The sequence below is a fragment of the Clostridium sp. LIBA-8841 genome (genome assembly GCF_034439435.1).
Classification (GTDB): Bacteria; Bacillota; Clostridia; order Clostridiales; family Clostridiaceae; genus Sarcina.
In genome coordinates this window covers 894966-919000 of the sequence record NZ_JAPCKJ010000001.1, presented here as the reverse complement: position 1 = coordinate 919000, position 24035 = coordinate 894966, and the positions used below count along the sequence as shown (strand labels likewise).

Sequence of the window (24035 nt, the reverse complement as noted above, 5' to 3'; positions counted from 1 at the left end):
GATGAATTATGATGAAGCTATGGAGTATATTGTTACTGCATCAAGATTTGGAATGAATTTAGGATTAGATAGAATAGAAAAAGTTCTAGAGTTTTTAGGAAATCCACATAAGGATACTAAGTTTATACATATTGGGGGAACAAATGGTAAGGGATCAACTACTGCTATGATAAGCTCAGTCTTAAAAGAAGCTGGGTTTAAGGTTGGAATGTACACATCTCCTTATTTAGAAGAGTTTGAAGAGAGAATACAAATTAATGGAGAAAATATAAAAAAAGATGATTTAGCTTTGTTTATGGAAGATGTTAAGGAAGCTATTGATAAGGTAGTAGATCTTGGATATGAAAGTCCAACTCAATTTGAAATAATAACAGCCTTAATGTTTTACTATTTTTCAAAGAAAAAAGTTGATTATGCTGTTTTAGAAGTTGGTTTAGGTGGTAGATTAGATGCAACTAATGTAGTTATACCAGAAATAGTTGTATTAACTTCAATAAGTTTAGATCACATGAATATTCTAGGTAATACCATAGAAGAAATAGCAGGAGAAAAATGTGGCATAATAAAGGCTGGTGTTCCAGTTGTATCCTATACACAGGAAGAGAAAGCATTAAAGGTAATCAAAAAAAAATGTAAAGAATTAAATTGTAATTTAGAAGTAATAGATATTGATGATATAAAAAATGTAACTATAGATAAACAAAAATATATTCAGAAAATTAAAGTTTCAATGGATGATGAAACTTTTGAAATAGAATTAGCTTTACTTGGAGATCATCAAGTAAAGAATTTCCTAGTAGCATTAAGAACTTTATTAAATTTAAGAAAAAATGGAGTTAATATAAGTGATGATGCTATTAAGAATGGAATGAGAAGAGTAAGATGGATTGGACGAATGGAAGTATTAAATGAGGGGCCTTTAGTTGTAATAGACGGAGCTCATAATATAGATGGAATAAAAAATTTAAGAAATAGTATAGATAAGTATTTTAATTTCAAGAACATAACGCTAATCTTAGGGGTTCTAGGAGATAAGCAAGTTGAAGATATGGTAGATGAAATAACAACAGAAGTTAACAAAGTTGTTGTTGTAGAGCCACATAGTGATAGAGCAGAGGATATTGATGACTTATATATGAAAATAAAAAGTCGTGGTAAGGAAGCCTTTAAATTTAAAGATTATAGAGAAGCTTATGAAAAAGCTTATAGTCTTACAGAAAAGGAAGATTTATTGTTAATTTGTGGTTCACTGTATATGGTTGGTGATATGAGAAAAGCCATAAGGAATAAGGAGAATACTTTCTTAAGAAGTATAAAGTACTAGACTTAAGTAGATAAAGTAGATTTAACTGGATAAATAGCATTTAATAAATTTGAATCTTTATTAACAAAAGGTATATAATTTATTCATAAAATGTTTATGGATGTGGTTAAATATGGATATAGATAAAGAGATAAAAGGTTTAAATAATTTAGAGTTTAAAATAATAATACAAGGAATAATTGTAGGTTTAATTGTTGGTATCATAATAATGATATACAAGATTATTATAGGTTTTGGTATGGATTGGTTTAATAAAGTATATTCATATACAAGAGATAATCCAAAATTTATGATACCTTTATTTTTAGTTCTTATATTATTGGCATATATAGTTGGTCTAATAGTTAAGAATAACCCAATGATAGGGGGAAGTGGTATTCCACAGGTTGAAGGAGAACTCAGCGGTAAAATAACTATTAATTGGATAAAGGTATTTAGAGATAAATTTATTGGAGGAATAATATGTATGGCATCTGGCCTTTCATTAGGTAAAGAAGGACCTTCTGTTCAAATTGGAGCCGCTATTGGAGAAGGCTTTGCTAACATATTTAAAAGAAGTGATTTTGAAAAAAGATTACTTATAACAGGGGGAGCAAGCTCTGGCCTTGCAGTAATATTTAATGCACCTTTATCAGGAGCTATATTTGCTCTTGAAGAGGTTCATAGAAGTTTTTCATTACCTGTAATGTTAGCAGCATTATCAGCTTCGCTTACTGGTGTTTTCATAGATAATTTTATTTTGGGAAACCAGTTTACCATACAAATTCCAACGGTAGATACATTGCCAATAAAATATTATTGGACTTTATTAATATTAGGTGTTATATTAGGCTTAACTGGATGTGTATTTAATAAAGGACTTTTAAAAACACAAGATTTTTATGAGAAAACTTTAAAATTTATACCAGTACAATTTAAACCAATAATTCCTTTTATTATGACTGGAATTTTAGCATTAACTATACCACAGGTAATTGATGGAGGAAACTCATTAATTGAAAATGTGATAAGTGGTGGAATAGCAATAAAATTATTAATATTAATTTTAGTAATAAAATTTATATTTACCTTCTTCAGTTATTCATCTGGAGTACCAGGAGGAATATTCTTCCCGTTATTAGCTTTAGGAGCTTTAGTTGGAGCAATATATGGGTTAGCTTTAAATAAGTATTTTGGAATAGATAGCTCTTTAATAACTAACTTTATAGTCTTAGCAATGGCTGCACAATTTGCATCTATAGTTAAAGCACCTATAACCGGATTAATGCTTATAACAGAAATGACAGGTACTCTTAAACATCTTTTACCTATAGCAATAACAGTTACAGTTGCATACTTAGTTTCTGATATGCTTAATAATAAACCTATATATGAAAGTTTATTAGAGAGATTATTAAGAAAAATGAATATAAAACTTAACGAAGGAGTAAAGAAAAAAGTAGTTTTTGATTTTGAAGTAAAAATAGGATCAGAATTAGAGGGAAAATATATAAAAGATGTAAAATGGCCTAAAGAGAGTCTAGTAATAACAATTTATAGAGAATCAAAAGAGATAATTCCAAATGGAGAAGTACAAATTCAAGCAGGAGATGTATTAGAAATAATTTTTAGTAAGTCAGATGAATCTCAATATTATGATGAACTTTCTAAAAAAGCTTCTTGTGATATGTGTTTAAAGAGTGACTAATACTAAATACATAAAGGAGCTGTATCAAAACTTTAAATAATAAAACTTATAAATAGTATGCAGATAATATATAGTAATTATCTGAAGATATTTATAAGTTTTATTTTAAATTACTTTTGATACAGCTCCTTATTCTTTTATCTAGTTAGTTTTTCTATTATTTCTTTATGTTTTGGATATTTCTTAAGTAAATCTTCTCTTTCAAATAATTCAAAGTCTTTAAAGTTAAAGCCAGGAGCGACCATACAGCCTACAAGAGAGAAGCCTTTTCTATTCATAGAAGAACCAAAGATATAGTCTTTAGGAACTAAAACTTGAGGAGATTCTCCCTTTTCTATGTTTAATCCTAGTTGCTTTTCTATAAGTTCTCCTTCTGGGCTTATCATGTAAATAGTTAAAGGCTCTCCTGCATGGAAATACCACATTTCATCAGATTTTAATCTATGAAAGTTAGAAACCTCACCAGTTCTTAAAAGAAAGTATATACTAGTCCAAAGATATCTTTCTTCGTTTATATGTAATGTATTTGGAGCAAGTTTACTATCAGAAACAAATGATTCCTTAAAATATCCACCTTCAGGATGAGAAGTCATGTCTAATGATTTTATAAAATAATCAGCTAAGTAACTCATTTTAATTCACCTTTCAAATAAATTTATAAATTATGGTTTAATAATAAATCATAAATGGTATAATTACAAATATAACTTTTAATAAGAAATATATGAAATAATATGATAAAGGGGGATTAAAAGCATTGAATGAAGAATTAGACTTTTATACTACCGGAGAAGAGATTGCTAATGCTATAACACATGGTATTGGAGCAGTATTAGCAGTTGCAGGAGCAGTTTTACTTATAGTTTTTTCATCCCTAAGTGGAGATATTTATAAGATAATAAGTTTCACTATATTTGGGATAACTTTAGTGCTATTGTATTTAGGATCTACTTTATATCATAGTATTCCTAATAAAAGGGCAAAGAGAGTTCTTAGGATAATAGATCATTCATCTATATATCTTTTAATAGCGGGAACATATACACCATATGTTTTAGTATGCTTAAGAGATAATAAAAAGGCAATGGCAATATTTATTATGATTTGGGTTATTACAATACTAGGTATAGCCTTTAAAACTTTCTTTATAAATAAGTTTGAAAAGCTGTCTACATTACTATATATATTTATGGGATGGGCTGTTTTGTTCGTTGTTAAGGATTTATGGAATGCAGTGCCACATATGGCTATATTATGGCTTGCTATAGGTGGATTATTTTATACGCTAGGATGTATATTCTTTGTTTTAGATAGAATGCCATACAATCATGCTATATGGCATTTGTTTGTAATAGGAGGAAGTGTAAGTCATTTCTTTTCTGTAATATTATATCTTTAAATTATAAAAAGAGAGCTATATAAAAACTTATGTTAATAAACTTAGTTTTTATACAGCTCTTTATTAATTAGATTAAGTATTATTTTCTGTATTTACATTATCAGAAGATTGGTTTTCCCCATTTGATAAATTATCTGAAGAATTATTATTATTTTCATTTCCACTTCCAGTAGTAGGTGGAGTAGCAGGTTTTTCCTGAGGAGTTTCCGGCTCTACTGGTATATTAGGCTTCTCAGGAGTAGTAGGTTTATTAGAACCATTATCTGTATTTGGTTTATTAGTAGGTTTTTCTACTTTATTACTGGAATTATTACTGGAATTTGAATTATTGTTGTTATTTGAACTAGATTTTTTGTTATTTTCAAAGTTACCATTTGTATTGCTATTAGGTATATACTCATAATCAGGGTGAGAAGTATCATCTTTTATATCATAGCTATTAAAACATTTGTCTATAATTGAATTAAAATTACTAGTATCAGGCTCATAATCTTTATTATCATTAAAGATAAATTCTTGAAGAGCCTTAGATGTTTCAACCGTATCTATAACAAATACCCAACCCTTATTATCAATTATTCCGCCTTTAGAAATACTATCTAGAGGAATTCTAAATTGTTCTATTTCAAAGTTACATTGCTTTCCTACATTTAAAGCTGTGAAACCATAATTCATAGCATCTCCCAAGGAAATATTAGTTTTTACATATGGGAATAACTCATTAAGTAAAGCAACAAGTTTAACAGGAGACATATCCTTAACTTTTTCTAAAGCAAGCTGGATAACAGCTCTTTGTCTTTCAGTTCTTTCATATTCTCCATCACCAACCTTACGTATTCTAGCGTAAGATAATGCTTGATATCCATTAAGGTTATATGTGCCAGGGGTGGGAAGTAAATCTTTTTCTGACCCACCGCCATCTATAATATATTTATTAAGTTCATCTAACTCATAATCTTTTATAGTAACTTCAATTCCACCTATAGCATCTATTACTTTAACAAAGCCACTAAAATCTACTATAACATAGTTATCTAACTTTATACCAAAGTTATTCTGAATAGTTTCAATAGTTTTAGTTGGACCACCATAAGCAAAGGCATGATTTAATTTTTCTTCACCATGACCATCTATTTCTACTAGCATATCTCTCATTAGAGAAGTTACTTTTAATTTTTTATGAATATTGTCTATTGTTAATATCATTATTGAATCAGACCTAGAGACATCTTCACCAGGTCTAGCATCGCTACTAAGTAAAAGAATATTGGTGATACCAGGAACCTCTGTAAATTTAATATCTTCATCTACAACATTAACTTTTGCAGGATCGTTTTTGGCCTCATAAGAGTGATTATAAAATCTAAAAACAAAAAAGCCTCCTACAGAAATTATTAAAGCTAGAATAGCTAATAAAGAAAAAAGAGTTATTTTCTGTTTATTACTAAAATTAAAGCGCTTTTTTTTATCCATAAGTACTTCCTTTCAATGATTATTTAAACGTTTTAATAATTGTCAAAACTTAATGTATTTAATAATAACATAATATTGGTAATTTAACATCATATTTAAAAAATTATTAACAATTAGTTAAATAATAAAGGGATATACAAAATGTATATCCCTTTTAATACAAGGTTCCTTTAAGAACTAAGGTCCTGTTTTTTGATTTCTAATCTATATTCAATAAATTTCTCAGTGTATATTTTGATTAATGCTATTATAGGAACGCTTAAGAACATTCCTAAAACACCAAATAGTCCGCCACCAACTGTAACTGCAAATATTATAAACAGTGGAGAAACTCCAACTTGATCTCCAAGTATTTTTGGTCCTAAATACCAACCATCAAATTGTTGAAGGATGAATATGAATAGAAGAACCCATATTGCTAGAGATGGTTGAACAATAAGTGTTAATAAAAATGCTGGAATCATTCCTATGAACGGTCCAAAATATGGAATCATATTTGTTAATCCAACTATGAATGCAATAAGTACTGCATATTGGCTTCCCATTAAGAATAATCCTATATAACAAAGAACTCCAATTATAAGAGAATCTATAATTTTACCTATTATAAATCTACTGAATACAGTATGAGCCTGACCCATAAAACTAATAAAAAGTCTTGATGATTTTTCAGAAGGCATAACAGCAATTATAATTTTTTTACAACCTGAAATTAAAGTTTCTTTATCCATCAACATGTAAATGGATATTATGAATCCGAAAACAAATTTTACAACGGATGAAGTTATCTTTAAAGTTTGAGTTAATACTCCTCCAAATATAGTAGATAATAATGCTGATGTTTTAGAAATAAATTCTGCAGCAGAAGTATTCAGATGAGTTAAATCTAATGGAATATTCATACTTGCTAAGCTGTTATTAATCCACTCTTCAGCAGAAGAAGCATATTCCGAAATATTACTAAATAATTCTGATACGCTATTGATTATTGTAGGAACAATAATAACGATCAATATGTAAACACAAATTATAACTAAAATATAACTTATTATTAATGAAAAAGCCCTCTTAAGTTTAAATTTTCTCTCTATTAACATCATAAGAGGATTTATTAAGTAGGCTACTCCAAAAGCCCAAAAAAATGGTGTTATAACTGATAAAAAAGGTTGAATCCCTTCACTAAATATGCCTCTAATATTAAAAATTAACATTATTAAAACTGTTGATATTAATATTAGTGGGAGCCAATTAAAGTGAAAATTATGTTTTTTAAACAATTGTAATTTCCCCCTAAAGTATATAAATTTTATATTGATTTTTGCTAATAATAATAGCAGGATTATTAATCTTCTATAAGAGCATGAATTATCTTATTGTATATATCAGAAGAATTGCTTTGCCATTTGCTACAAATAGCTTTAGCTTCAGTTTTGGAAGGAACACTTACATTTAAATCAATTATTATAGTATTATTTTCTATTGCTTTAAGATTTACTATGAAGGAACTATCTTCACCAACTGTATAATCAGCAGATATACTTAATTCTTTTTTTATTTTTTCAACATGCTTACGCACATAGCCATCTATAAGTTTTAGCTTATTTGGAGATATTCTATCCTTAAAGAAGAACAAGACCTTATCTCCTTTGGAAGTAAGTACTAAAATTTCTTTATTATTATCTTGAGTTTCATATTTTAAAAACTCAGAAGAAATTAATTCAGATACATATTGCTGTAACATGAAGTAATTTATAAAGCTATTTTCTAAGACTATATCTGTTAACTGAGTATTAGATATAGGGTATTTTATTGATTTTATTATATATAAAAGAAGTAATTTATTCTCGGCTAGTTCTAATGTGTTATCATACATTTATGTTTTCCTCCATAACTGTTTTGAAATAATAATCCTATTATACCATATATGTTTTAAGATAATAAAGTTATTTGATTAATATTAAAGATTAAGGAGTGAGTACCTTGAGATGTACTAATAAGTTTTTTATTGATAAAAGTTTTGGTATTAAGATTACTTTAATTGTTATTATTACCATATTTACCTTAACTATTAGTGTTTTTGCTAAAGGAAAGATACCTATTTATTCTGTAGAAAGAGATGATAAAAAAATAGCACTTACTTTTGATGTAAATTGGGCAGAAAAAGAACATATATATGAAATTTTAGATTTACTAGATGAAAATAATATAAAAGCTACATTTTTTGTAATGGGAAAGTGGATAATATATCCTGAGGGGAATAAAGAAAAGTTAATAGAGATAAATAAAAGAGGTCATGAAATAGGTAATCATAGTTATTCCCATCCAGATTTCAAGAATATAGGAAAAGAGAGAATTATTGAAGAGGTCAAAAAGACTGAAGATATTATAAAAAATGAAATAGGAATAAAAACTAATTTGTTTAGATTTCCTAGTGGTTCGTATAGAGGGGAAAATTTACAGTTTATTGAGGATTTGGGGTATAAAAGCATACAATGGGATGTTGACAGTGTAGATTGGAAAGGAGAAAGTAAGGAAAAAGAATTTAAAAGGGTAATGAATAATGTGAAAAGTGGTTCCATACTTTTATATCATAATGATGGTAAATATACTGTAGACAACTTAAAGGAAATTATACCTAAATTAAAGGCGGATGGATATGAGTTTGTAAAGGTAAGCGAAATAATATATGAAAATAGTTACGAAATAGATGACAATGGAAAACAATTGTTAATTAAACAGAAACAAAATAATAGTTGAAATCGTTGAACAAAATGTATTATAATGGAAATAGTTATTAGATATACAGATAAATATAAAAAAACATATTAAACTTATATGATTAAACACTAATGGGGAGAGGGGTTTAGGTTAAAATGGATAATTTAATGTTAAACAACAAAATTTATTTAGAAGGGACTGTAGTATCAGAACTAGAGTTCAGTCATGAAATGTATGGAGAGGGGTTCTATACATTTAATTTAGAGGTTATGAGGTTAAGCGATTCAAAGGACTTATTAAATATTACTGTATCAGAGAGATTAATAACAACAATGGATCTAAAAGTAGGGACAGATGTAATTGTTGAAGGACAATTAAGAAGTTACAACAAATTTATAGATGGAAATAATAAGCTTATCTTAACAGTTTTCGCAAGAAATATAGAATACTGCGATGAAAGAAGCAAGAATCCTAATGAAATTTTCTTAGATGGATTCATCTGTAAAGAACCAATTTATAGAACAACTCCATTTGGAAGAGAAATTGCTGATTTATTATTAGCTGTAAATAGATCTTATAACAAGTCAGACTATATACCAACTATAGCATGGGGAAGAAACTCAAGATTCTGTAAAACATTAGACGTAGGGGATAACATAAGAATCTGGGGAAGACTTCAAAGTAGAGAATATCAAAAGAAAATATCTGAAACAGAAGTTATTAAGAAAATAGCATATGAAGTTTCAATTTCTAAAATGGAAAAAGTAAGTGATGAAATAGAACAAACTGATTCTGGTGAAGAAATATCTTAATAAAAATGCCATGAGAAAAAATTCTCATGGCTATTTTTTTATTATTTTCTTAAATCATCTAAGATTTCGGTCTTATCTTTAGTCTTTTCATCAACAGACTTAATTACTTTGGCAGGAGTTCCAGCTACAACAACACCAGCAGGTACGTCTTCAACAACAACTGAACCAGCTGCAACAACTGCCCCTTTTCCTATTTTAACGCCTTCAAGGATAACAGCATTAGCTCCTACTAAAACGTCATCTTCTATTATACATGGAGTTTTGCTAGGTGGTTCTAAAACACCAGCCACAACAGCACCAGCACCTAAGTGAACTCTTTTTCCAAGTTTTCCTCTAGCACCAATAACAGCATTCATATCTACCATTGTGCTTTCACCGATTTCGGCACCTATGTTTATAACAGCACCCATCATTATAACAGCGTTATCTCCGATTGACACTTTATCTCTTATTATTGCGCCAGGTTCTATTCTAGCGTTTATGTTTAAAAGATCTAACATTGGAATAGCAGAGTTTCTTCTATCATTTTCAAGTCTAAAGCTTTCAATTCTTTCTTTGTTTTCAGTTAATAAAGTAGCAACCTCATCGCTTTCACCAAATAATACATAGAAACCATTATTTCCATAACATTCTATTGAGCCTAAGTCTATACCTTCTAAGTTACCTTTAAGATAAACTTTAACAGGAGTTGATTTTTTTACTTCCTTTATGAATCTAGCAATTTCATATGGATCTGTAAAGTTATAACTCATATCAAATTACATCCTTTCTTTTATAATGCATTTTAGTCTTATATATTTATTAAAATATAACACATAATATAAATTATTATAAACAAAAATGATTATCAATAAAAGAGAAAAAAAGAAAAATTCTATTATTTAATAAATAGATTGTGTAAATAAATGAAATATATTATAAAATATAATTTAAAGGAGTGATAAAATATGGCGAGACTTAAAGAAGGATATGTTCAGGTATACACTGGAAATGGAAAAGGAAAAACAACAGCGGCAATGGGATTAGCTTTTAGAGCTGCTGGTGATGATATGAAGGTAAAAGTTGTTCAATTTCTTAAATCATGGAAAACTGGAGAGTTAGAGGCTGCTAAGAAATTTGAAAATTTAGAGATATTAAGATTTGAAAAAGTTAAGGGTTTTACTTGGGAACTTGATGAAGAGCAATTAGCTCAATTGAAGTCAGAGGTTAGAGTAGGCTTTGATTTTGTTAAGAAACTAATTGAAAATAGAGAATGTGATATATTAATTTTAGATGAGATAATGGCTGCAATTTCCGCAGGTTTCATAGGAGAAGATGAAATTGTAGATTTAATAGAGAAAAAGCCTAAAGATATGGAATTAATACTTACAGGTAGAAATGTGCCAGAAAAAATTATGGATAAGGCTGATTTAATTACAGAGATGAGAGAAATTAAACATTATTATAAAAAGGGAGTTCCAGCAAGAGAGGGGATAGAATTTTAATGAATAAAAATGTTATTGGGGTAGAAATATCAGGGATAAGAAAATTTTATAATGAGGTAGTAAAATTCCCAGAGGCTATATCATTAACTTTAGGTCAACCAGATTTTCAAGTTCCAGAAAAGGTTAAAGAAGCAATGATAAGGGCTATTGAGGAAGGAAAAACCACTTATACTGCTAATGCAGGTATAGTTGAATTAAGAGATGAAATATCGAATTTATTAAAAAATACTTTTGATATTGATTTTAATAAGGATGAAATTATAATAACTGTTGGTGGAAGTGAAGGATTATATGCTGCTATGACTGCAGTCTTAAATCCAGGAGAGAAAGTTCTAGTTCCATCAATTGCATATCCAGCCTATGAAAGTATAAGTAAAATAATAGGTTGTGAGGTTGTGAATTATGAATTAAATGAAGATTTTTCAGTTAATATAGAGAGCTTAAAGGAAGGTATAAAAAAAGGAGGAAGACTATTAATTCTTTCTTATCCATGTAATCCAACTGGGGCATTACTTACTAAAGAGAGTAGAGACGAACTTATAAAGATTATAAAAGAAAATGATATTTTAGTATTAACTGATGAGATTTACTCATCTCTATGTTTTGAAGAAGAGTATTATTCAGTGGCTCAATGTAAAGACATAAAAGATAAATTAATATATGTAAATGGATTTTCAAAGATGTTTTCAATGACAGGACTTAGAATTGGGTATGTAGCTAGTGTTAAGGAAATATATAATCAAATTATAAAGGTTCATCAATATAATGTTTCATGTGCAACTTCTATAGCTCAATGGGGAGCCTTAGAAGGGATAAAAAGCTGTATGAATAATGTTGAAAAAATGAAGGAATCTTTTAAAGAAAGAATGAATTTCACTTATAAAAGATTAGTAGATATGGGATTAGATGTAGAAAAGCCTAAGGGAGCTTTTTATATTTATCCTAATGTAAGCAAGTTTGGATTAACATCAGAGGAGTTTTGTCAAAGACTTCTTAAAGAAGGTGGAGTTGCTTGCGTGCCAGGAGACGCCTTTGGAAAAGGTGGCGAAGGGTACATTAGAATATCATATTGTTATAGTAAAAATGAGCTTGAAAGAGCTTTAGATAAATTAGAGGCTTTTATAAACACTCTTAAAAAATAGTTAAAAACAAAATAAGTTGTATCAAAGTTAATTTAAAATAAAACTTATAAATAGTATGAAGAGAAATCTAGTAATTCTCGGAATATATTTATAAGTTTTATTATTTAAAGCTTTGATACAACCTTTTTATTAGAAGTTTAATTGAAGGACATCGTCCATTGAATATTTTCCAGCTTTAGTTTTATCGGCCATGTATTCACATGCTTTTAAAGCACCTATAGCGAAAACATCTCTTGAAATAGCTTTGTGATTTATTTCTATAACTTCACCATCTCCAGCAAAGATAACTTCATGATCACCTATTATTCCGCCACCTCTTACTGTATTGACACATATTTCATTTTTTTCTCTTTTAGCCATTCCTTCTCTTCCGTAGATCAGGTTTGTTTCTTCATTAAGAGAATCTTGAATAGTATGAGCTAATAAAAGAGCAGTTCCACTTGGAGCATCAACTTTTTGATTGTGGTGTCTTTCTACAAGTTCAATGTCAAAGTTTTCATAAAGAACAGGGGCAACTTTCTTTAATAAATTATTTATTAAATTAACACCTATGCTCATATTAGCAGATCTAAATAGAGGAATTTCTTTTGAAGACTCTTCTATGAAATTTAAATCTTCAGGAGTATATCCTGTTGAACATAGTATAAGTGGCTTCTTAGTTTTCTTCGAAAACGCTATTAAGCTTTTTAAAGCATCTGCTCTTGAAAAATCTAGTAATACATCATATTCAACATTACAATCCTCTGGTTTTGCAAAAATTGGATATGGTCTTTGAGCTTGAGTATTATTATCTATACCAGCAACTATTTCAACATTAGGGAATTTTGTTTCAGCTAAGTTTGAAATTACGCTACCCATTTTTCCAGAACAACCATTTAATATAACTTTAACCATAATTGGTACCTCCGATATTCATTTTTAAATAAGCATAATCACCTGTAACTTTGTAGGTGATTATGCTTATTATATAATAGATTATTTTATTAAACCATTAACTTCTAAATTTTCTTCTAATATTTTTAGGTTAGAATCTTCCATTTCGCATAAAGGTAATCTTAAAGGTCCACAGTTAAAGCCCATTAAATTCATAGCTGTTTTAACTGGGATTGGGTTAGTTTCTATGAATAAAGAGTTTACTAATGAAAGATATTTAAGTTGAAGATTACGAGACTCAATTACTTCTCCTAAGAAATATTTTTCACATATATTGTGAGTTTCTTCCGGAAGAACATTAGCTAAAACTGAAACTACACCAGCTCCACCTAGTGAAAGGATTGGAACTATTTGGTCATCATTACCTGAATAGATAGAAATTCTATCACCACATAATTCAGCCATTTTAGCTACTTGTGAAAGATCACCACTAGCTTCTTTTATAGCAACAACATTATCTAAGTCAGCAAGCTTATCAAGCATTAATGGAGTTATATTCATTCCTGTTCTTCCTGGAACATTATAAAGCATAATAGGTATATTTATTGCATCATTTACTGCTTGGAAATGAGCAAATAATCCTTTTTGAGAAGTTTTATTATAGTATGGTGTTATTATTAATACCATATCAGCGCCAACTTTTTCAGCGTATTGACTTAGTTCTATTGAAGCTTTAGTATTATTTGTACCAGTTCCAGCTATTACAGGAACTCTTTTGTTTACAACTTCAACAGAGAATTTTATAACTTCTTTTTTCTCTTCTAAAGTCATAGTAGAACCTTCACCTGTTGTTCCACAAACTAATATTGCATCAGTATGATTTTTTATGTGCCATTCTAATAAATTTCTTAGCTCTTCATAATTAACCCCGTCTTCAGTGAATGGAGTTATTAAAGCTACACAAGAACCTTTAAACATAATATTACCTCCAAAATAAATTTATTTTTCTATTAGTATTTCAGCAATTTGAATTGCATTAAGAGCAGCACCTTTTCTTATATTATCAGCCACAACCCAAAGGTTAAGACCGTTATCTAAGCTAAAGTCACGTCTTATTCTTCCAACAAATACTTCATCTCTTCCACTAAGTTCAAGTGGAGTAGGGTATTTTAAGTTTGCTACATCATCATGAACTATTAATCCTTTTGAAGAGTTAAATAAATCAATTATATTTTCAACTTCAAATTCAGAATTAAGTTCTACGTTTATACTTTCACTATGAGAGTTTAAAACAGGTACTCTAGCTGTTGTAGCTGTTATTCTTAGGCTATCATCATGAAGTATTTTTTTTGTTTCTTCAATCATTTTAATTTCTTCTTTGGTATATCCGTTATCTAAGAATACATCTATATGAGGAATTATATTACCTAATATAGGATATGAGAATTTTTCAGTTGTTCCTTCTTGTAAATCTAATATACCTTGAAGGCCAGCTCCTGAAACTGCTTGATAAGTTGAGTAAACTATTCTTTTAATTCCATATTTATCATGTAGTGGTTTTAAAGCTACTACAGCTTGAATTGTAGAACAGTTTGGGTTTGCAATAATTCCTTTATGCCATTTAACATCCTCTGGGTTAACTTCTGGAACTACTAAAGGAACATCCTTATTCATTCTCCAAGCACTACTATTATCTATAACTACTGCTCCGTGTTTAGAGAAAATAGGAGCGAATTCTAAACTTACACTTCCACCAGCTGAGAATAATGCAAAATCTATTTTTTTATTTTCAATATTAGCCTCACATAATTCTTCAACTACTAAGTCTTCACCTTTAAATTTTAAAGTCTTTCCTGCTGATCTCTTTGATGCAAATAAATATAATTCTTTAACTGGGAAATCTCTTTCTGCCAGGATTTCAAGGAATTTTCTTCCTACATTTCCTGTTGCCCCAACTACTGCTACGTTATACACGTTATCCCTCCTAAAATTAATCTTAATATATTGTATTTCTATATATTAAATATAGTTCAAGAACAAACACTTTATCAAGTTTATTTTAAGATTAATTTGAAGGATTTAAGTAAGTTAACTTTCATATTTAACAAAATATGAATATTTAAGCTTATAGGGGTAAATAATAGTTTTAAAAATAAATTTAAGGTAGGGGAAGAAAATGAGTAATACACCATTAAAAAAAATAATAAAAGGAAAATTAAAATCCAATAAAGAGTTAAGTCCTGCAGAACAGCTAAGAGAAAAAATGAAATATGAAATAGCTGGAGAATTAGGCTTAAGCGATAAGGTAGATAAACTTGGATGGGGAGGATTAACCGCAGAGGAAACAGGAAGAATCGGTGGATTAATGACTAAGAGGAAAAAAGAGTTAAAATTGCCTAGTAATGATGAAATATTAGGTAGAAAGAAACCTTCCGTTGACGAAAAGTAAAAAAAGTATATAATCTTTAGGTAGAATAATACATGGGGGATTTAAATTATTATGAAGAGTTATAAAATGATGGCAAAAGTTTATGATGAACTTATATATGAAGATGTAAACTATGAGAACATAGCAGAATATGCTTTATCAAAGTGTGATAAATATGGTGTTAACAAGGAAATGTATTTAGATTTAGCTTGTGGAACTGGAAATGTTGGTGTTCATGTAGGAAAATCCTTCAAAGAAAATTATTTTGTTGATCTATCTCAAGATATGCTTATAGAAGCTGATAAGAAGCTTAGAGAAAATAGGGTTAGAGGTAAAATAGTATGTCAAGACATGTGTGAATTAGAACTAAATAGAAAGTTTGATTTAATAACATGTGTTTTAGATTCAACAAATTATATTTTAGATGATGAAAGTGTGGAAAATTATTTAAGAGGAGTATATAATCATTTACAAGAGGATGGTTTATTTGTATTTGATATAAATTCATACTATAAGATATCAGAAGTTTTAGGCAATAATGTCTACACATATGATAGTGAAGAATTATTTTATGCTTGGGAAAATATCTTTGAAGATGAAATAGTAGAAATGAACTTAAATTTCTTCATAAAAGATGGAGATACATATGAAAGATTTACAGAGGTTCATGAAGAAAGAGCTTATAAGGAAAGTGAAATAGAAAACATTCTTAAGGTAATAGGCTTTAAAATAGAAGAAAAGCATAATGGTTATACAGAAGAAAAAGTAACACCAGATACTGAAAGAATAGTTTATATAGTAAAAAAATAACGGAGGGATTAAATATGAGTGATAAATTAATAAGAGCCATAGCTAAAGATGGTATGATAAGAATATTTGCAGTAGAAACTACAGAGTTAGTTGATGAAGCATCAAAAATACATGATTGTACACCAACAGCAGCTGCTGCTTTAGGAAGAATGCTAACAGCTGGTACTATGATGGGTGCAATGTTAAAATCTAATAAAGAAGTTGTAACACTACAAATAAACGGTGGTGGAATGGCTAAGGGAATAACTGTTACTGCTTACTCAGATTGTAGTGTTAAAGGATATATAGGAAATCCACATGTTGATTTACCTTTAAACACAGAGAATGGAAAATTAAATGTTGGAGAAGCTATTGGTAAAAATGGTGGATTAACAGTAATAAAAGATTTAGGATTGAAAGATCCATACGTAGGACAAGTTCCAATATATAGTGGTGAAATAGCTGAAGATTTAGCATATTATTTCACAGCTTCAGAACAAATACCTTCAGCCGTTGCTTTAGGAGTGTTAGTAGATAGAGATCATTCAATAAAAAAAGCTGGTGGATTCATAATTCAATTATTACCAGGTGCAGATGAACTTTTAGGAGATTTATTAACATATAGATTAGATGAAATACCTTCATTAACTACAATGTTATCAGAAGGAAAAACTATAGAAGAGGTTATAGAGTTCATTTTTGATGGAATGGATTTAAAAATCTTAGAAGAAGAAACTCCAAAATATAAATGTGATTGCTCAAGAGAAAAGGTAGAAAGAGCATTATTAAGCATAGGATATAAGGATTTAAAAGAACTTTATGATGAGGGTAAAGAAGAAGAATTAAAATGTCACTTCTGTAATAAATCATATAAGTTTACAAAAGAAGATATAGGTAAGTTATTAGAAGAAAAAGAAAATGCTATTGCTGATGAAGTTTCAGAAGAAATGAAAAAGGCAGAGGAAAAGGAAAAAGAAGAGAATAAATAAAATTTAAAAAAATAGTTGACAAATTTTATTTAAGTTAATATAATAATAAATGTCTTGAAGAGCTCAAGACATTTGGCTCGATAGCTCAGTCGGTAGAGCAGAGGACTGAAAATCCTCGTGTCGCTGGTTCGATTCCTGCTCGAGCCACCATTATTGCGGGAGTGACTCAATGGTAGAGTGTCACCTTGCCAAGGTGAAAGTTGCGAGTTCGAGTCTCGTCTTCCGCTCCAATGCGGGTGTAGTTCAATGGTAGAACACCAGCCTTCCAAGCTGGATACCCGGGTTCGATTCCCGGTACCCGCTCCATATGGCGCTATAGCCAAGTGGTAAGGCAGAGGTCTGCAAAACCTTTATTCCCCGGTTCAAATCCGGGTGGCGCCTCCAAAAAAACATCTATAAGATTACTTATAGATGTTTTTCTTTTTTAGATCAAAGATTTTATTAACTTTTCACCAAAATTAGAGAAGTTAGTTTCTTTAAATACCTTTCTTAATGTAAGATCACAAATAATTTCATTATCTACAAAATCTATAAAAGAGTCTTTTAAGAAAAGCTTTATTACTTGAGTATCTCGATATTTAAACCAAGTTAAAACGGCAACAACATCTTTATCTACCGGTTTTTCAGAGGTTTTAAAAGAATCTCCTTCTTGAAATACTATTAAATCTTTATGAGATACTGAGTAAAATTCATTTGAAGGACAAGTGTATTGAATTAATTTTACATTATCAATAGCTATTAGCAAATCTAAATTCTTTTTTTCTCCTAAATCGTTTGTAACTTTTTTTTGAAGTTTCATAACTTTCTTCATAAAAATATCCCCCTACAATAAAATGATGAATTTGGGTAAAGGTTTACAAAAACGTAGTAAATTATCAATAAAGTGAAGTTACAAGCATATAATATATTAGATTGTAACTCACAATATAATATGTTTTATAATGTTAGAAAATTACATCAATGTTTATATAAAAATACACTTAATAATAAGATAATATTTATTGTATTTAAATTTTAGAAGAATCTATTTATTGATACTGATTAAAAAGTAAGTCACATAAGTTATTAATTAAAATTTTAGTAGCTATAATATAAAAATGAACTTGTTAGGGGGAATAAAAATGTCTTTGGTTATTATAATTATCTTAGGTTTATTTTTAACTTATTTAATTGTAAAAGATGCAAATGAAAACAGGAAGATTAAGAAAAACATAAATAAAGGATGGAAAGCCACACCCTATATAAACTTAAGAATAAGTTGCTTTGAAAATCGAATTGATTTAGAAAAAATGCGTTTAAAAGAATTGATAAAAAACACTATAATTTTAATGGATAAAAATGCAAAGATTATAGATAACAATAACGATGGATTTTATATAAAGAGTAAAAATGAATTAATATATTTACAATTTCTATGTTTAGAATTTCTATCTATAGAAGAAAAGCCAAAAGAAATTAAAGCATATGCTTCTTTAAAAAATAATGAAATAATAAATTTAAACACTTATAACATTATAAAAAGAATACTTGGAAAGCATATATGGTCTTGGGAAGAAGAAATTATAGACTCATTAGTGAGTAAGTTTTATTTGAAATTTTCTAGTGGATATATTGTTATGAGGGTTAGCAAAGAAGATGAAATGATTTTTATTGAAGATAAGAAAAATGATTTTCTTAAAAGATGAATTATCTTAATAAAAGAATATATAGTATTTTTTAGGATAAATGTAAGGGGAACTTTATATTTATCCTTTTTATGTGTAAAATTAATATATATTATTTAACAGTAGTATGAAAGGAGTATTGAAATGAAAATAAAAGATATAAAGAAATTAACTGATTGCAAATTTTTAAACTTATATAAATTAGATATTGAGAATAAGGTTGGAAATTCTAAAGAGTATTTTATTGCAAGTAGAAGAGAGAAAGAAGATTTAAGCTGTGTTGTTAACAATCATAATAAAGCAGATGGAGTTATGATTATTCCAATAACCGAAGAAGATGAGTTTGTTTTAATAAAACAATTTAGACCGGCTATAAATGATTATATATATGAATTCCCAGCAGGGCTTATAGATGAAGGTGAAGATGCTATAAAGGCTGCAACAAGAGAGCTTTTTGAAGAAACAGGGCTTTTAGCTAATGAATGTGAATACCTAATAAAACCTAGTTATACCTCTGTTGGAATGTCAGATGAAGCTGTAGCCGTCGTTAAAATGAAGGTTCATGGAGAGGTATCAACTGAAAATTTAGAGGAGAACGAAGAAATAGAAGTTTGTAAGATTCCTATTAAAGAGGCAAAAAAATTTGTTGAAGATAATAATGTATCTATAAAAACTGCTTTAGTTTTAACTTTTATGTAAAAGAAAAATGCTGTATGAAGTTTCTAAGGAATTTCATACAGCATTTATTTATTAAACTAGAATTTCTTTTGGTTCTCTAGCTAAGTTTTCTACTACACCTTCTGGAATTTCACCAGTATGAAGTTTTAAAGCATTTAATGCAGCTCCTTTAATAGGTGGTAAAATAGGTGCTTTTAAATTAAAGGCGGTATAATTATCTTGAAGATATTTCTTTAATGGTTTTAAAATAAAATCTTTTGAGCTAAAAACACTTCCTGAGTAAGAAATGTTTAATATTCCTTTAAAATCAAGTTGATTTGTTATTCCGTTTACCATTAGAAGACATTCTTTAGCAGCCTGTTTATAAATATCTAAAGCGTATTTATCTCCTTTAAGGGCAGCTTCATAAACTAACATTGCAAGCTTACCAACTTTAGTTCTGTCTTGGTTATATTCATCTTTTATAAGGAATATTAAGTCAAAATCATTTTTTAAATTTAATTCCTTTTTAAATATATCATATAGGGCGGTTCTTTCTAATCTATAATCAGATTGTTTACCAAAGATTTCAACGCCTTTTTTAGCAATCCAGTATCCAGAACCTTCATCGCCACAAATATGTCCCCAACCACTAGTTCTAGTTGTTTTTAAATCTTCAGTTATACCAGCAGCAATAGCTCCTGTTCCTAAGATTATACATATTCCTGGTTTGCCAGCTAAAGATCCAGCTAGGGCAACTTCTACATCGTTTCCACAAGAGAATTTATTTTCTCCTAAAATTTCAGCTATTATAGAGTTCATTTCTAATTTTTCATTTTCATTTTCACCATATGCAGGTAACCCTAAAAATGAATAATTAAGATCTTCTTTAGAAATATTAATTTGACTACAAACTGTATTTATTCCTTCTTCAATACCTTTTCTAAATCCATCAAATCCTACTTGATGAATATGACATGTACCACTATTGTAAGTTGATAAAACATCTCCTAAATGGTTTATAAGCATAAATGATGTTTTTGTTCCACCAGCATCAATACCTAAATAAAACATAGTTCTCCCCCTTTTAATTATAGTTGTAATTACCACTTTAATTTATTTTACTATATTATTAATTAGGTAATCAATGGAAAAAGGAAAGTATGAATTAAAGTAAAAAATAATTCAAAAAACATTAAATTTGTTCACTTCAAATTAGAAAAAAATACATTAAAATTGTAACAATAAATGTGATAAATATAAAAATAATATTTATATGCTAATTTATTAACATTTATTACTATCTTGAGTAAAATATATTGATTATTAAAAGATTAGGAGCTGCCTAAAGTGAATGTCGATTTTTAGCTAGCTCTTCAGATATAACTAAAAATCAACATTAGTTTAAAATATATTCCAAATTTAAAGGGTTAAAATACTTCCTCGATCTATTAGCTTTGAATTAGAAAGATAAATTGGTTTAACACCGTATTTAACTAAAAAGTTTTTTATATCATCTCCATAAGAATGTTTTTCTAAATTGCCGAAAAAAGCCATTTGATCTTTTGAAATCAAGCCACAAGTTCCACCTATGAAACCATAGTCTAATCCAGGAAGAGATATATCACCACTAGGAATTAAAAGAATATCAAAGCCATAAGGTGTTAAAGCTTTATAAATTCCTTTATCAGAAGTTATTAATGCTTTTTCTGAAACTATTGCTATGGAGCATTTAGAATATCCTTGCTTTATGTTTATTAATTTTTTTTCTTTAATTTTTTCAAGTAAATTCTTATCAGTAAATTTTAAGTTGTGTATAAAATAATCTTTTAAATTTACAGCATTTAAAGATACATTTTTAGGATATTCATCTTCTAATTGGCAAGAACTTTTTATAACATTAAGGTTTTGAGGAATAGAATCAAATAATTCCTTTGATGAGTTTTTAGCCAATATTAAAGTGTTTTTATTTATAATATTTATTTGAATATCTGGGTGTCCGTTTATAGCATCATATAGATTAGGATGCTTTGGTACCTTAATTAGGTTAATGCCTAATTTTTTTAAATTTTTTTCTTCTATTTCTGAAATTCTATAATCGACAAAACAATTTCTCATAATAATCTCCTTGTTAAACTTTTTATACTCTAATTTTACTAAAAAATTGAATAAATTGTCGATTAATAAAGTTAGCTTTTTGAATATTAGATGTGAATTAATACATACTAAAAGTAAAGAAAGGAGTGAGAAGAATGCTTCTAATGACATTATGTTGTGAGGATGAAAAAAATTTAATACAAGATATACAAAGTATTAAAAATGTTTTAAAAAGCAAAGATATTATAATTGGAGTATCAGAAAGTATCTCGGATGGAACTCACTTCGTTAAAATATACTATGAAAATAGTCACTTTGATGAAAAAGAAAGAGAGACCATAATGTTATATATAAGTAATGTTATATATAATGTTATAATTGAACACTATAGAGAAAAGGAAATGCTTCATTATATGAATGAAAATTATTTCTTTTTAAAGCATGATGAAATCTTAGAAATTGATTTAACAATAAGTAAAATATTAAAAGGTGAACAAAAGGTTTGTAGTGATAAAGATTTCTATTGTTTAAATAAAGTAAATGACATTATAGAAAACATAAAAGCCTTTATATTAGAGAATGACTATATAAATATAGAAGGTTTTATAACATTTAGGATGAAATCTTTATTAAAAGATATCGAGTGTATAATTGATAAAGTTGTAGAAGAATATATGATTGAAAAAGAATATAATGAATTTATAAAATTGCTAAAGTATTTTGTTGATATACAAGAATGTAAACTAGAAGAAGTAAATATTGTAATTCAAGAAAATGGAGTTTATGAAGTTAAGGATGATTTTGGAGCAGATGTGTTTAAAGAATTTTTAAATGAAATTACAGATATGTCTGAAGAGGGAATAGTAAATGTAGAAGATGTTATTATTAGTGGATTAATAACTAACTCTCCTAAAAGAATAAAAATATATAATGAGCAGGAATGCTTAAATAAGGAATTTTTACAAACAATAAAAAGTGTTTTTGGTGATAGAGTAGAAACACACAAAAGCTATAATTTAAACGATATTATAAAAAAATAAATAATATATAAGAGCAATTTTAGAGTTTAAATGATTAAAATATAAATTAATAGAGAAAATAAAAAATAGTAATAATATTTTTTAAAAGAAATTGATGAATTATGTTGACAATAAAAAAAAATAGTGATAAGATAACTGATGTCAAGAAGAAACAGCCGTTTCTCACCTTACAGCTAAAAATGCTAGTTAGGTCATGAATTTTATTACTTTTGATTTTGGTAATAGAGGACGGCTTAAAGCCGTCCTTTTTTATTTATATATTTGTGTTGGCTAAATTCTATCGGAGGTGAACAAGATTAGTAAAAATTTTGCAATCAATCAAGAAATAAGAGAAAAAGAGGTTAGATTAATTTCTAGCACAGGAGAGCAGCTGGGTGTTGTATCTGGAAGAGATGCACAAAGAATGGCAGATGAAGCTGAGTTAGACTTAGTTATGATTTCGCCAAATGCTAAACCACCAGTTTGCAAAATAATGGATTTCGGTAAATTTATTTATGAGCAATCCAAAAAAGATAAAGAAGCAAAAAAGAAGCAAAAGGTTATCAGTGTTAAAGAGATAAGAGTTAGCCCAACTATAGAAAAGCATGACTTAGAAATAAAATCTAAAAATGCTAAGAAATTCTTAGAAGCTGGAGACAAAGTCAAGATAACTGTAAGATTTAGAGGTAGAGAAGCTGAGCATGCAAGTGTTGTTGGTAAAAAGATATTAGATAATTTCTTATCACAACTTGAAGAAATATGCACAGTAGAAAGACCAGCTAAATTAGAAGGTAGAAACATGATAATGATTTTAGCTCCTAAAAAAGCGTAACTTGAGAGGAGGATACTTACAATGCCAAAAATGAAAACTCATAGAGGTGCAGCAAAAAGATTCAGAAAGACAGGAACTGGAAAGTTAAAGAGAGCTCACGCTTTCACTAGCCATATCTTAACAAAGAAAAGTGCTAAAAGAAAAAGAAATTTAAGAAAAGGTGCTTACGTTTCAACTGCACAAGAAAAAGCAATGAAGAAATTATTACCATATCTATAAGATAAAACACGGAGTAGGAGGTCTAGAAAATGGCAAGAGTTAAGAGAGCGGTAAATGCTCGTAAAAATCATAAAAAAGTTTTAAAACTTGCAAAAGGATACTATGGTGGAAAAAGCAAGTTATTCAAAACTGCTAATGAGTCAGTAATAAGAGCATTAAGAAATGCTTACGTTGGAAGAAGATTAAAGAAGAGAGATTACAGAAGATTATGGATAGCTAGAATAAACGCAGCTACAAGAATGAATGGTCTTTCATATTCAAGATTCATGAACGGAATGAAATTAGCTGGTGTTGATATAAACAGAAAAATGCTTTCAGAGATAGCTATAAATGATCCAAAAGCATTTGCTGATTTAGTTGAATTAGCTAAGAAGCAAATAAACGCTTAATATCAGATGCGAGTTTATCTCGCATTTTTTTTATATACTA

Annotated in this window: 27 protein-coding genes, 4 tRNA genes and 1 other annotated feature; of the genes, 20 read left to right on the top strand and 11 right to left on the bottom strand. The window is 28.4% G+C overall.

Annotated features, from left to right (window positions below):
- Position 1: 1 nt before the first annotated feature.
- A complete protein-coding gene (locus OIF33_RS03985; RefSeq protein WP_322503253.1) occupies positions 2-1324 on the top strand; it encodes a folylpolyglutamate synthase/dihydrofolate synthase family protein in 1323 nt (440 codons plus the stop codon).
- A 112-nt stretch (positions 1325-1436) separates the two neighbouring features.
- A complete protein-coding gene (locus OIF33_RS03980; RefSeq protein ID WP_322502928.1) occupies positions 1437-3011 on the top strand; it encodes a ClC family H(+)/Cl(-) exchange transporter in 1575 nt (524 codons plus the stop codon).
- 137 nt (positions 3012-3148) lie between these two features.
- On the opposite strand, the gene OIF33_RS03975 is transcribed toward OIF33_RS03980, so the two are convergent.
- Entirely contained in the window at positions 3149-3643 is a 495-nt protein-coding gene (locus tag OIF33_RS03975) for a cupin domain-containing protein (protein ID WP_322502927.1), read from the bottom strand.
- A 125-nt stretch (positions 3644-3768) separates the two neighbouring features.
- Between OIF33_RS03975 and trhA the strand changes: the two genes are divergently transcribed.
- Positions 3769-4410 (top strand): PAQR family membrane homeostasis protein TrhA, encoded by a 642-nt coding sequence (gene trhA, locus OIF33_RS03970; protein WP_322502926.1) that lies wholly within the window; start codon positions 3769-3771, stop codon positions 4408-4410.
- A 72-nt stretch (positions 4411-4482) separates the two neighbouring features.
- On the opposite strand, the gene OIF33_RS03965 is transcribed toward trhA, so the two are convergent.
- The 3 genes from OIF33_RS03965 to OIF33_RS03955 form a co-directional block, all read right to left on the bottom strand.
- A complete protein-coding gene (locus OIF33_RS03965; protein WP_322502925.1) occupies positions 4483-5883 on the bottom strand; it encodes an LCP family protein in 1401 nt (466 codons plus the stop codon).
- A gap of 170 nt (positions 5884-6053) precedes the next feature.
- Positions 6054-7160: an AI-2E family transporter gene (locus OIF33_RS03960; RefSeq protein ID WP_322502924.1), complete on the bottom strand. Its 1107-nt coding sequence runs from the start codon at positions 7158-7160 to the stop codon at positions 6054-6056.
- Positions 7161-7225: 65 nt separating this feature from the next.
- Positions 7226-7756 (bottom strand): DUF4364 family protein, encoded by a 531-nt coding sequence (locus OIF33_RS03955; RefSeq protein WP_322502923.1) that lies wholly within the window; start codon positions 7754-7756, stop codon positions 7226-7228.
- Between the two features lie 107 nt (positions 7757-7863).
- Between OIF33_RS03955 and pdaB the strand changes: the two genes are divergently transcribed.
- On the top strand, positions 7864-8640 hold the full coding sequence (gene pdaB / locus OIF33_RS03950) for a polysaccharide deacetylase family sporulation protein PdaB (protein WP_322502922.1): 777 nt from the start codon (positions 7864-7866) through the stop codon (positions 8638-8640).
- 116 nt (positions 8641-8756) lie between these two features.
- Positions 8757-9413, top strand: a complete 657-nt coding sequence (locus OIF33_RS03945; RefSeq protein WP_322502921.1) for a single-stranded DNA-binding protein — start codon at positions 8757-8759, stop codon at positions 9411-9413.
- A 41-nt stretch (positions 9414-9454) separates the two neighbouring features.
- On the opposite strand, the gene dapD is transcribed toward OIF33_RS03945, so the two are convergent.
- Positions 9455-10165 carry a 2,3,4,5-tetrahydropyridine-2,6-dicarboxylate N-acetyltransferase gene (gene dapD / locus OIF33_RS03940; RefSeq protein ID WP_322502920.1) on the bottom strand — a complete coding sequence of 237 codons (711 nt, stop codon included), beginning with the start codon at positions 10163-10165 and terminating at the stop codon, positions 9455-9457.
- A 195-nt stretch (positions 10166-10360) separates the two neighbouring features.
- Between dapD and OIF33_RS03935 the strand changes: the two genes are divergently transcribed.
- A complete protein-coding gene (locus tag OIF33_RS03935; protein ID WP_322502919.1) occupies positions 10361-10897 on the top strand; it encodes a cob(I)yrinic acid a,c-diamide adenosyltransferase in 537 nt (178 codons plus the stop codon).
- Positions 10897-12039, top strand: coding sequence for a pyridoxal phosphate-dependent aminotransferase (locus OIF33_RS03930; RefSeq protein ID WP_322502918.1), 1143 nt, complete (start codon positions 10897-10899; stop codon positions 12037-12039). The genes OIF33_RS03935 and OIF33_RS03930 overlap by 1 nt, the downstream gene beginning before the upstream one ends.
- Before the next feature lie 129 nt (positions 12040-12168).
- Here OIF33_RS03930 and dapB read toward each other — a convergent pair whose 3' ends face one another.
- The 3 genes from dapB to OIF33_RS03915 form a co-directional block, all read right to left on the bottom strand.
- On the bottom strand, positions 12169-12933 hold the full coding sequence (gene dapB / locus OIF33_RS03925; protein WP_322502917.1) for a 4-hydroxy-tetrahydrodipicolinate reductase: 765 nt from the start codon (positions 12931-12933) through the stop codon (positions 12169-12171).
- 81 nt (positions 12934-13014) lie between these two features.
- Positions 13015-13890, bottom strand: a complete 876-nt coding sequence (gene dapA, locus OIF33_RS03920) for a 4-hydroxy-tetrahydrodipicolinate synthase (RefSeq protein WP_322502916.1) — start codon at positions 13888-13890, stop codon at positions 13015-13017.
- Between the two features lie 21 nt (positions 13891-13911).
- Positions 13912-14886, bottom strand: a complete 975-nt coding sequence (locus tag OIF33_RS03915; protein ID WP_322502915.1) for an aspartate-semialdehyde dehydrogenase — start codon at positions 14884-14886, stop codon at positions 13912-13914.
- 202 nt (positions 14887-15088) lie between these two features.
- Between OIF33_RS03915 and OIF33_RS03910 the strand changes: the two genes are divergently transcribed.
- The 7 genes from OIF33_RS03910 (at position 15089) to OIF33_RS03880 (ending at position 17502) form a co-directional block, all read left to right on the top strand.
- Positions 15089-15361: an alpha/beta-type small acid-soluble spore protein gene (locus OIF33_RS03910; protein ID WP_322502914.1), complete on the top strand. Its 273-nt coding sequence runs from the start codon at positions 15089-15091 to the stop codon at positions 15359-15361.
- A gap of 51 nt (positions 15362-15412) precedes the next feature.
- The gene (locus OIF33_RS03905) at positions 15413-16150 is read left to right on the top strand and encodes a class I SAM-dependent methyltransferase (protein ID WP_322502913.1); all 738 of its coding nucleotides are present in this window, start codon (positions 15413-15415) and stop codon (positions 16148-16150) included.
- 14 nt (positions 16151-16164) lie between these two features.
- Entirely contained in the window at positions 16165-17118 is a 954-nt protein-coding gene (hslO, locus tag OIF33_RS03900; protein WP_322502912.1) for an Hsp33 family molecular chaperone HslO, read from the top strand.
- Positions 17119-17192: 74 nt separating this feature from the next.
- Positions 17193-17268: transfer RNA gene (locus tag OIF33_RS03895), tRNA-Phe, on the top strand.
- 5 nt (positions 17269-17273) lie between these two features.
- Positions 17274-17348 (top strand) — tRNA-Gly (locus OIF33_RS03890).
- 2 nt (positions 17349-17350) lie between these two features.
- Positions 17351-17424, top strand: a tRNA-Gly gene (locus tag OIF33_RS03885).
- Positions 17425-17427: 3 nt separating this feature from the next.
- Positions 17428-17502, top strand: a tRNA-Cys gene (locus OIF33_RS03880).
- 40 nt (positions 17503-17542) lie between these two features.
- On the opposite strand, the gene OIF33_RS03875 is transcribed toward OIF33_RS03880, so the two are convergent.
- A complete protein-coding gene (locus tag OIF33_RS03875; RefSeq protein WP_322502911.1) occupies positions 17543-17929 on the bottom strand; it encodes a hypothetical protein in 387 nt (128 codons plus the stop codon).
- 310 nt (positions 17930-18239) lie between these two features.
- Between OIF33_RS03875 and OIF33_RS03870 the strand changes: the two genes are divergently transcribed.
- Together OIF33_RS03870 and OIF33_RS03865 are read left to right on the top strand one after the other, a co-directional pair.
- Positions 18240-18803 (top strand): hypothetical protein, encoded by a 564-nt coding sequence (locus tag OIF33_RS03870; protein ID WP_322502910.1) that lies wholly within the window; start codon positions 18240-18242, stop codon positions 18801-18803.
- Between the two features lie 123 nt (positions 18804-18926).
- Positions 18927-19481 (top strand): NUDIX hydrolase, encoded by a 555-nt coding sequence (locus tag OIF33_RS03865; RefSeq protein ID WP_322502909.1) that lies wholly within the window; start codon positions 18927-18929, stop codon positions 19479-19481.
- Between the two features lie 51 nt (positions 19482-19532).
- Here the strand turns inward: OIF33_RS03865 and OIF33_RS03860 are convergent, their stop codons facing one another.
- Positions 19533-20513, bottom strand: coding sequence for a BadF/BadG/BcrA/BcrD ATPase family protein (locus OIF33_RS03860; protein WP_322502908.1), 981 nt, complete (start codon positions 20511-20513; stop codon positions 19533-19535).
- Between the two features lie 348 nt (positions 20514-20861).
- Entirely contained in the window at positions 20862-21557 is a 696-nt protein-coding gene (locus tag OIF33_RS03855) for a DUF6873 family GME fold protein (RefSeq protein WP_322502907.1), read from the bottom strand.
- A 134-nt stretch (positions 21558-21691) separates the two neighbouring features.
- Here OIF33_RS03855 and ytxC point away from each other — a divergent pair, with 134 nt between their 5' ends.
- From ytxC to rplT, 4 genes are all read left to right on the top strand, one after another.
- Positions 21692-22576: a putative sporulation protein YtxC gene (gene ytxC / locus OIF33_RS03850; protein WP_322502906.1), complete on the top strand. Its 885-nt coding sequence runs from the start codon at positions 21692-21694 to the stop codon at positions 22574-22576.
- 137 nt (positions 22577-22713) lie between these two features.
- Positions 22714-22833 (top strand) — a sequence feature (ribosomal protein L20 leader region).
- A 29-nt stretch (positions 22834-22862) separates the two neighbouring features.
- A complete protein-coding gene (gene infC, locus OIF33_RS03845) occupies positions 22863-23387 on the top strand; it encodes a translation initiation factor IF-3 (RefSeq protein WP_322502905.1) in 525 nt (174 codons plus the stop codon).
- 21 nt (positions 23388-23408) lie between these two features.
- A complete protein-coding gene (gene rpmI / locus OIF33_RS03840; RefSeq protein ID WP_322502904.1) occupies positions 23409-23606 on the top strand; it encodes a 50S ribosomal protein L35 in 198 nt (65 codons plus the stop codon).
- Positions 23607-23635: 29 nt separating this feature from the next.
- A complete protein-coding gene (gene rplT, locus OIF33_RS03835) occupies positions 23636-23995 on the top strand; it encodes a 50S ribosomal protein L20 (RefSeq protein ID WP_300348683.1) in 360 nt (119 codons plus the stop codon).
- Positions 23996-24035 lie beyond the last annotated feature (40 nt).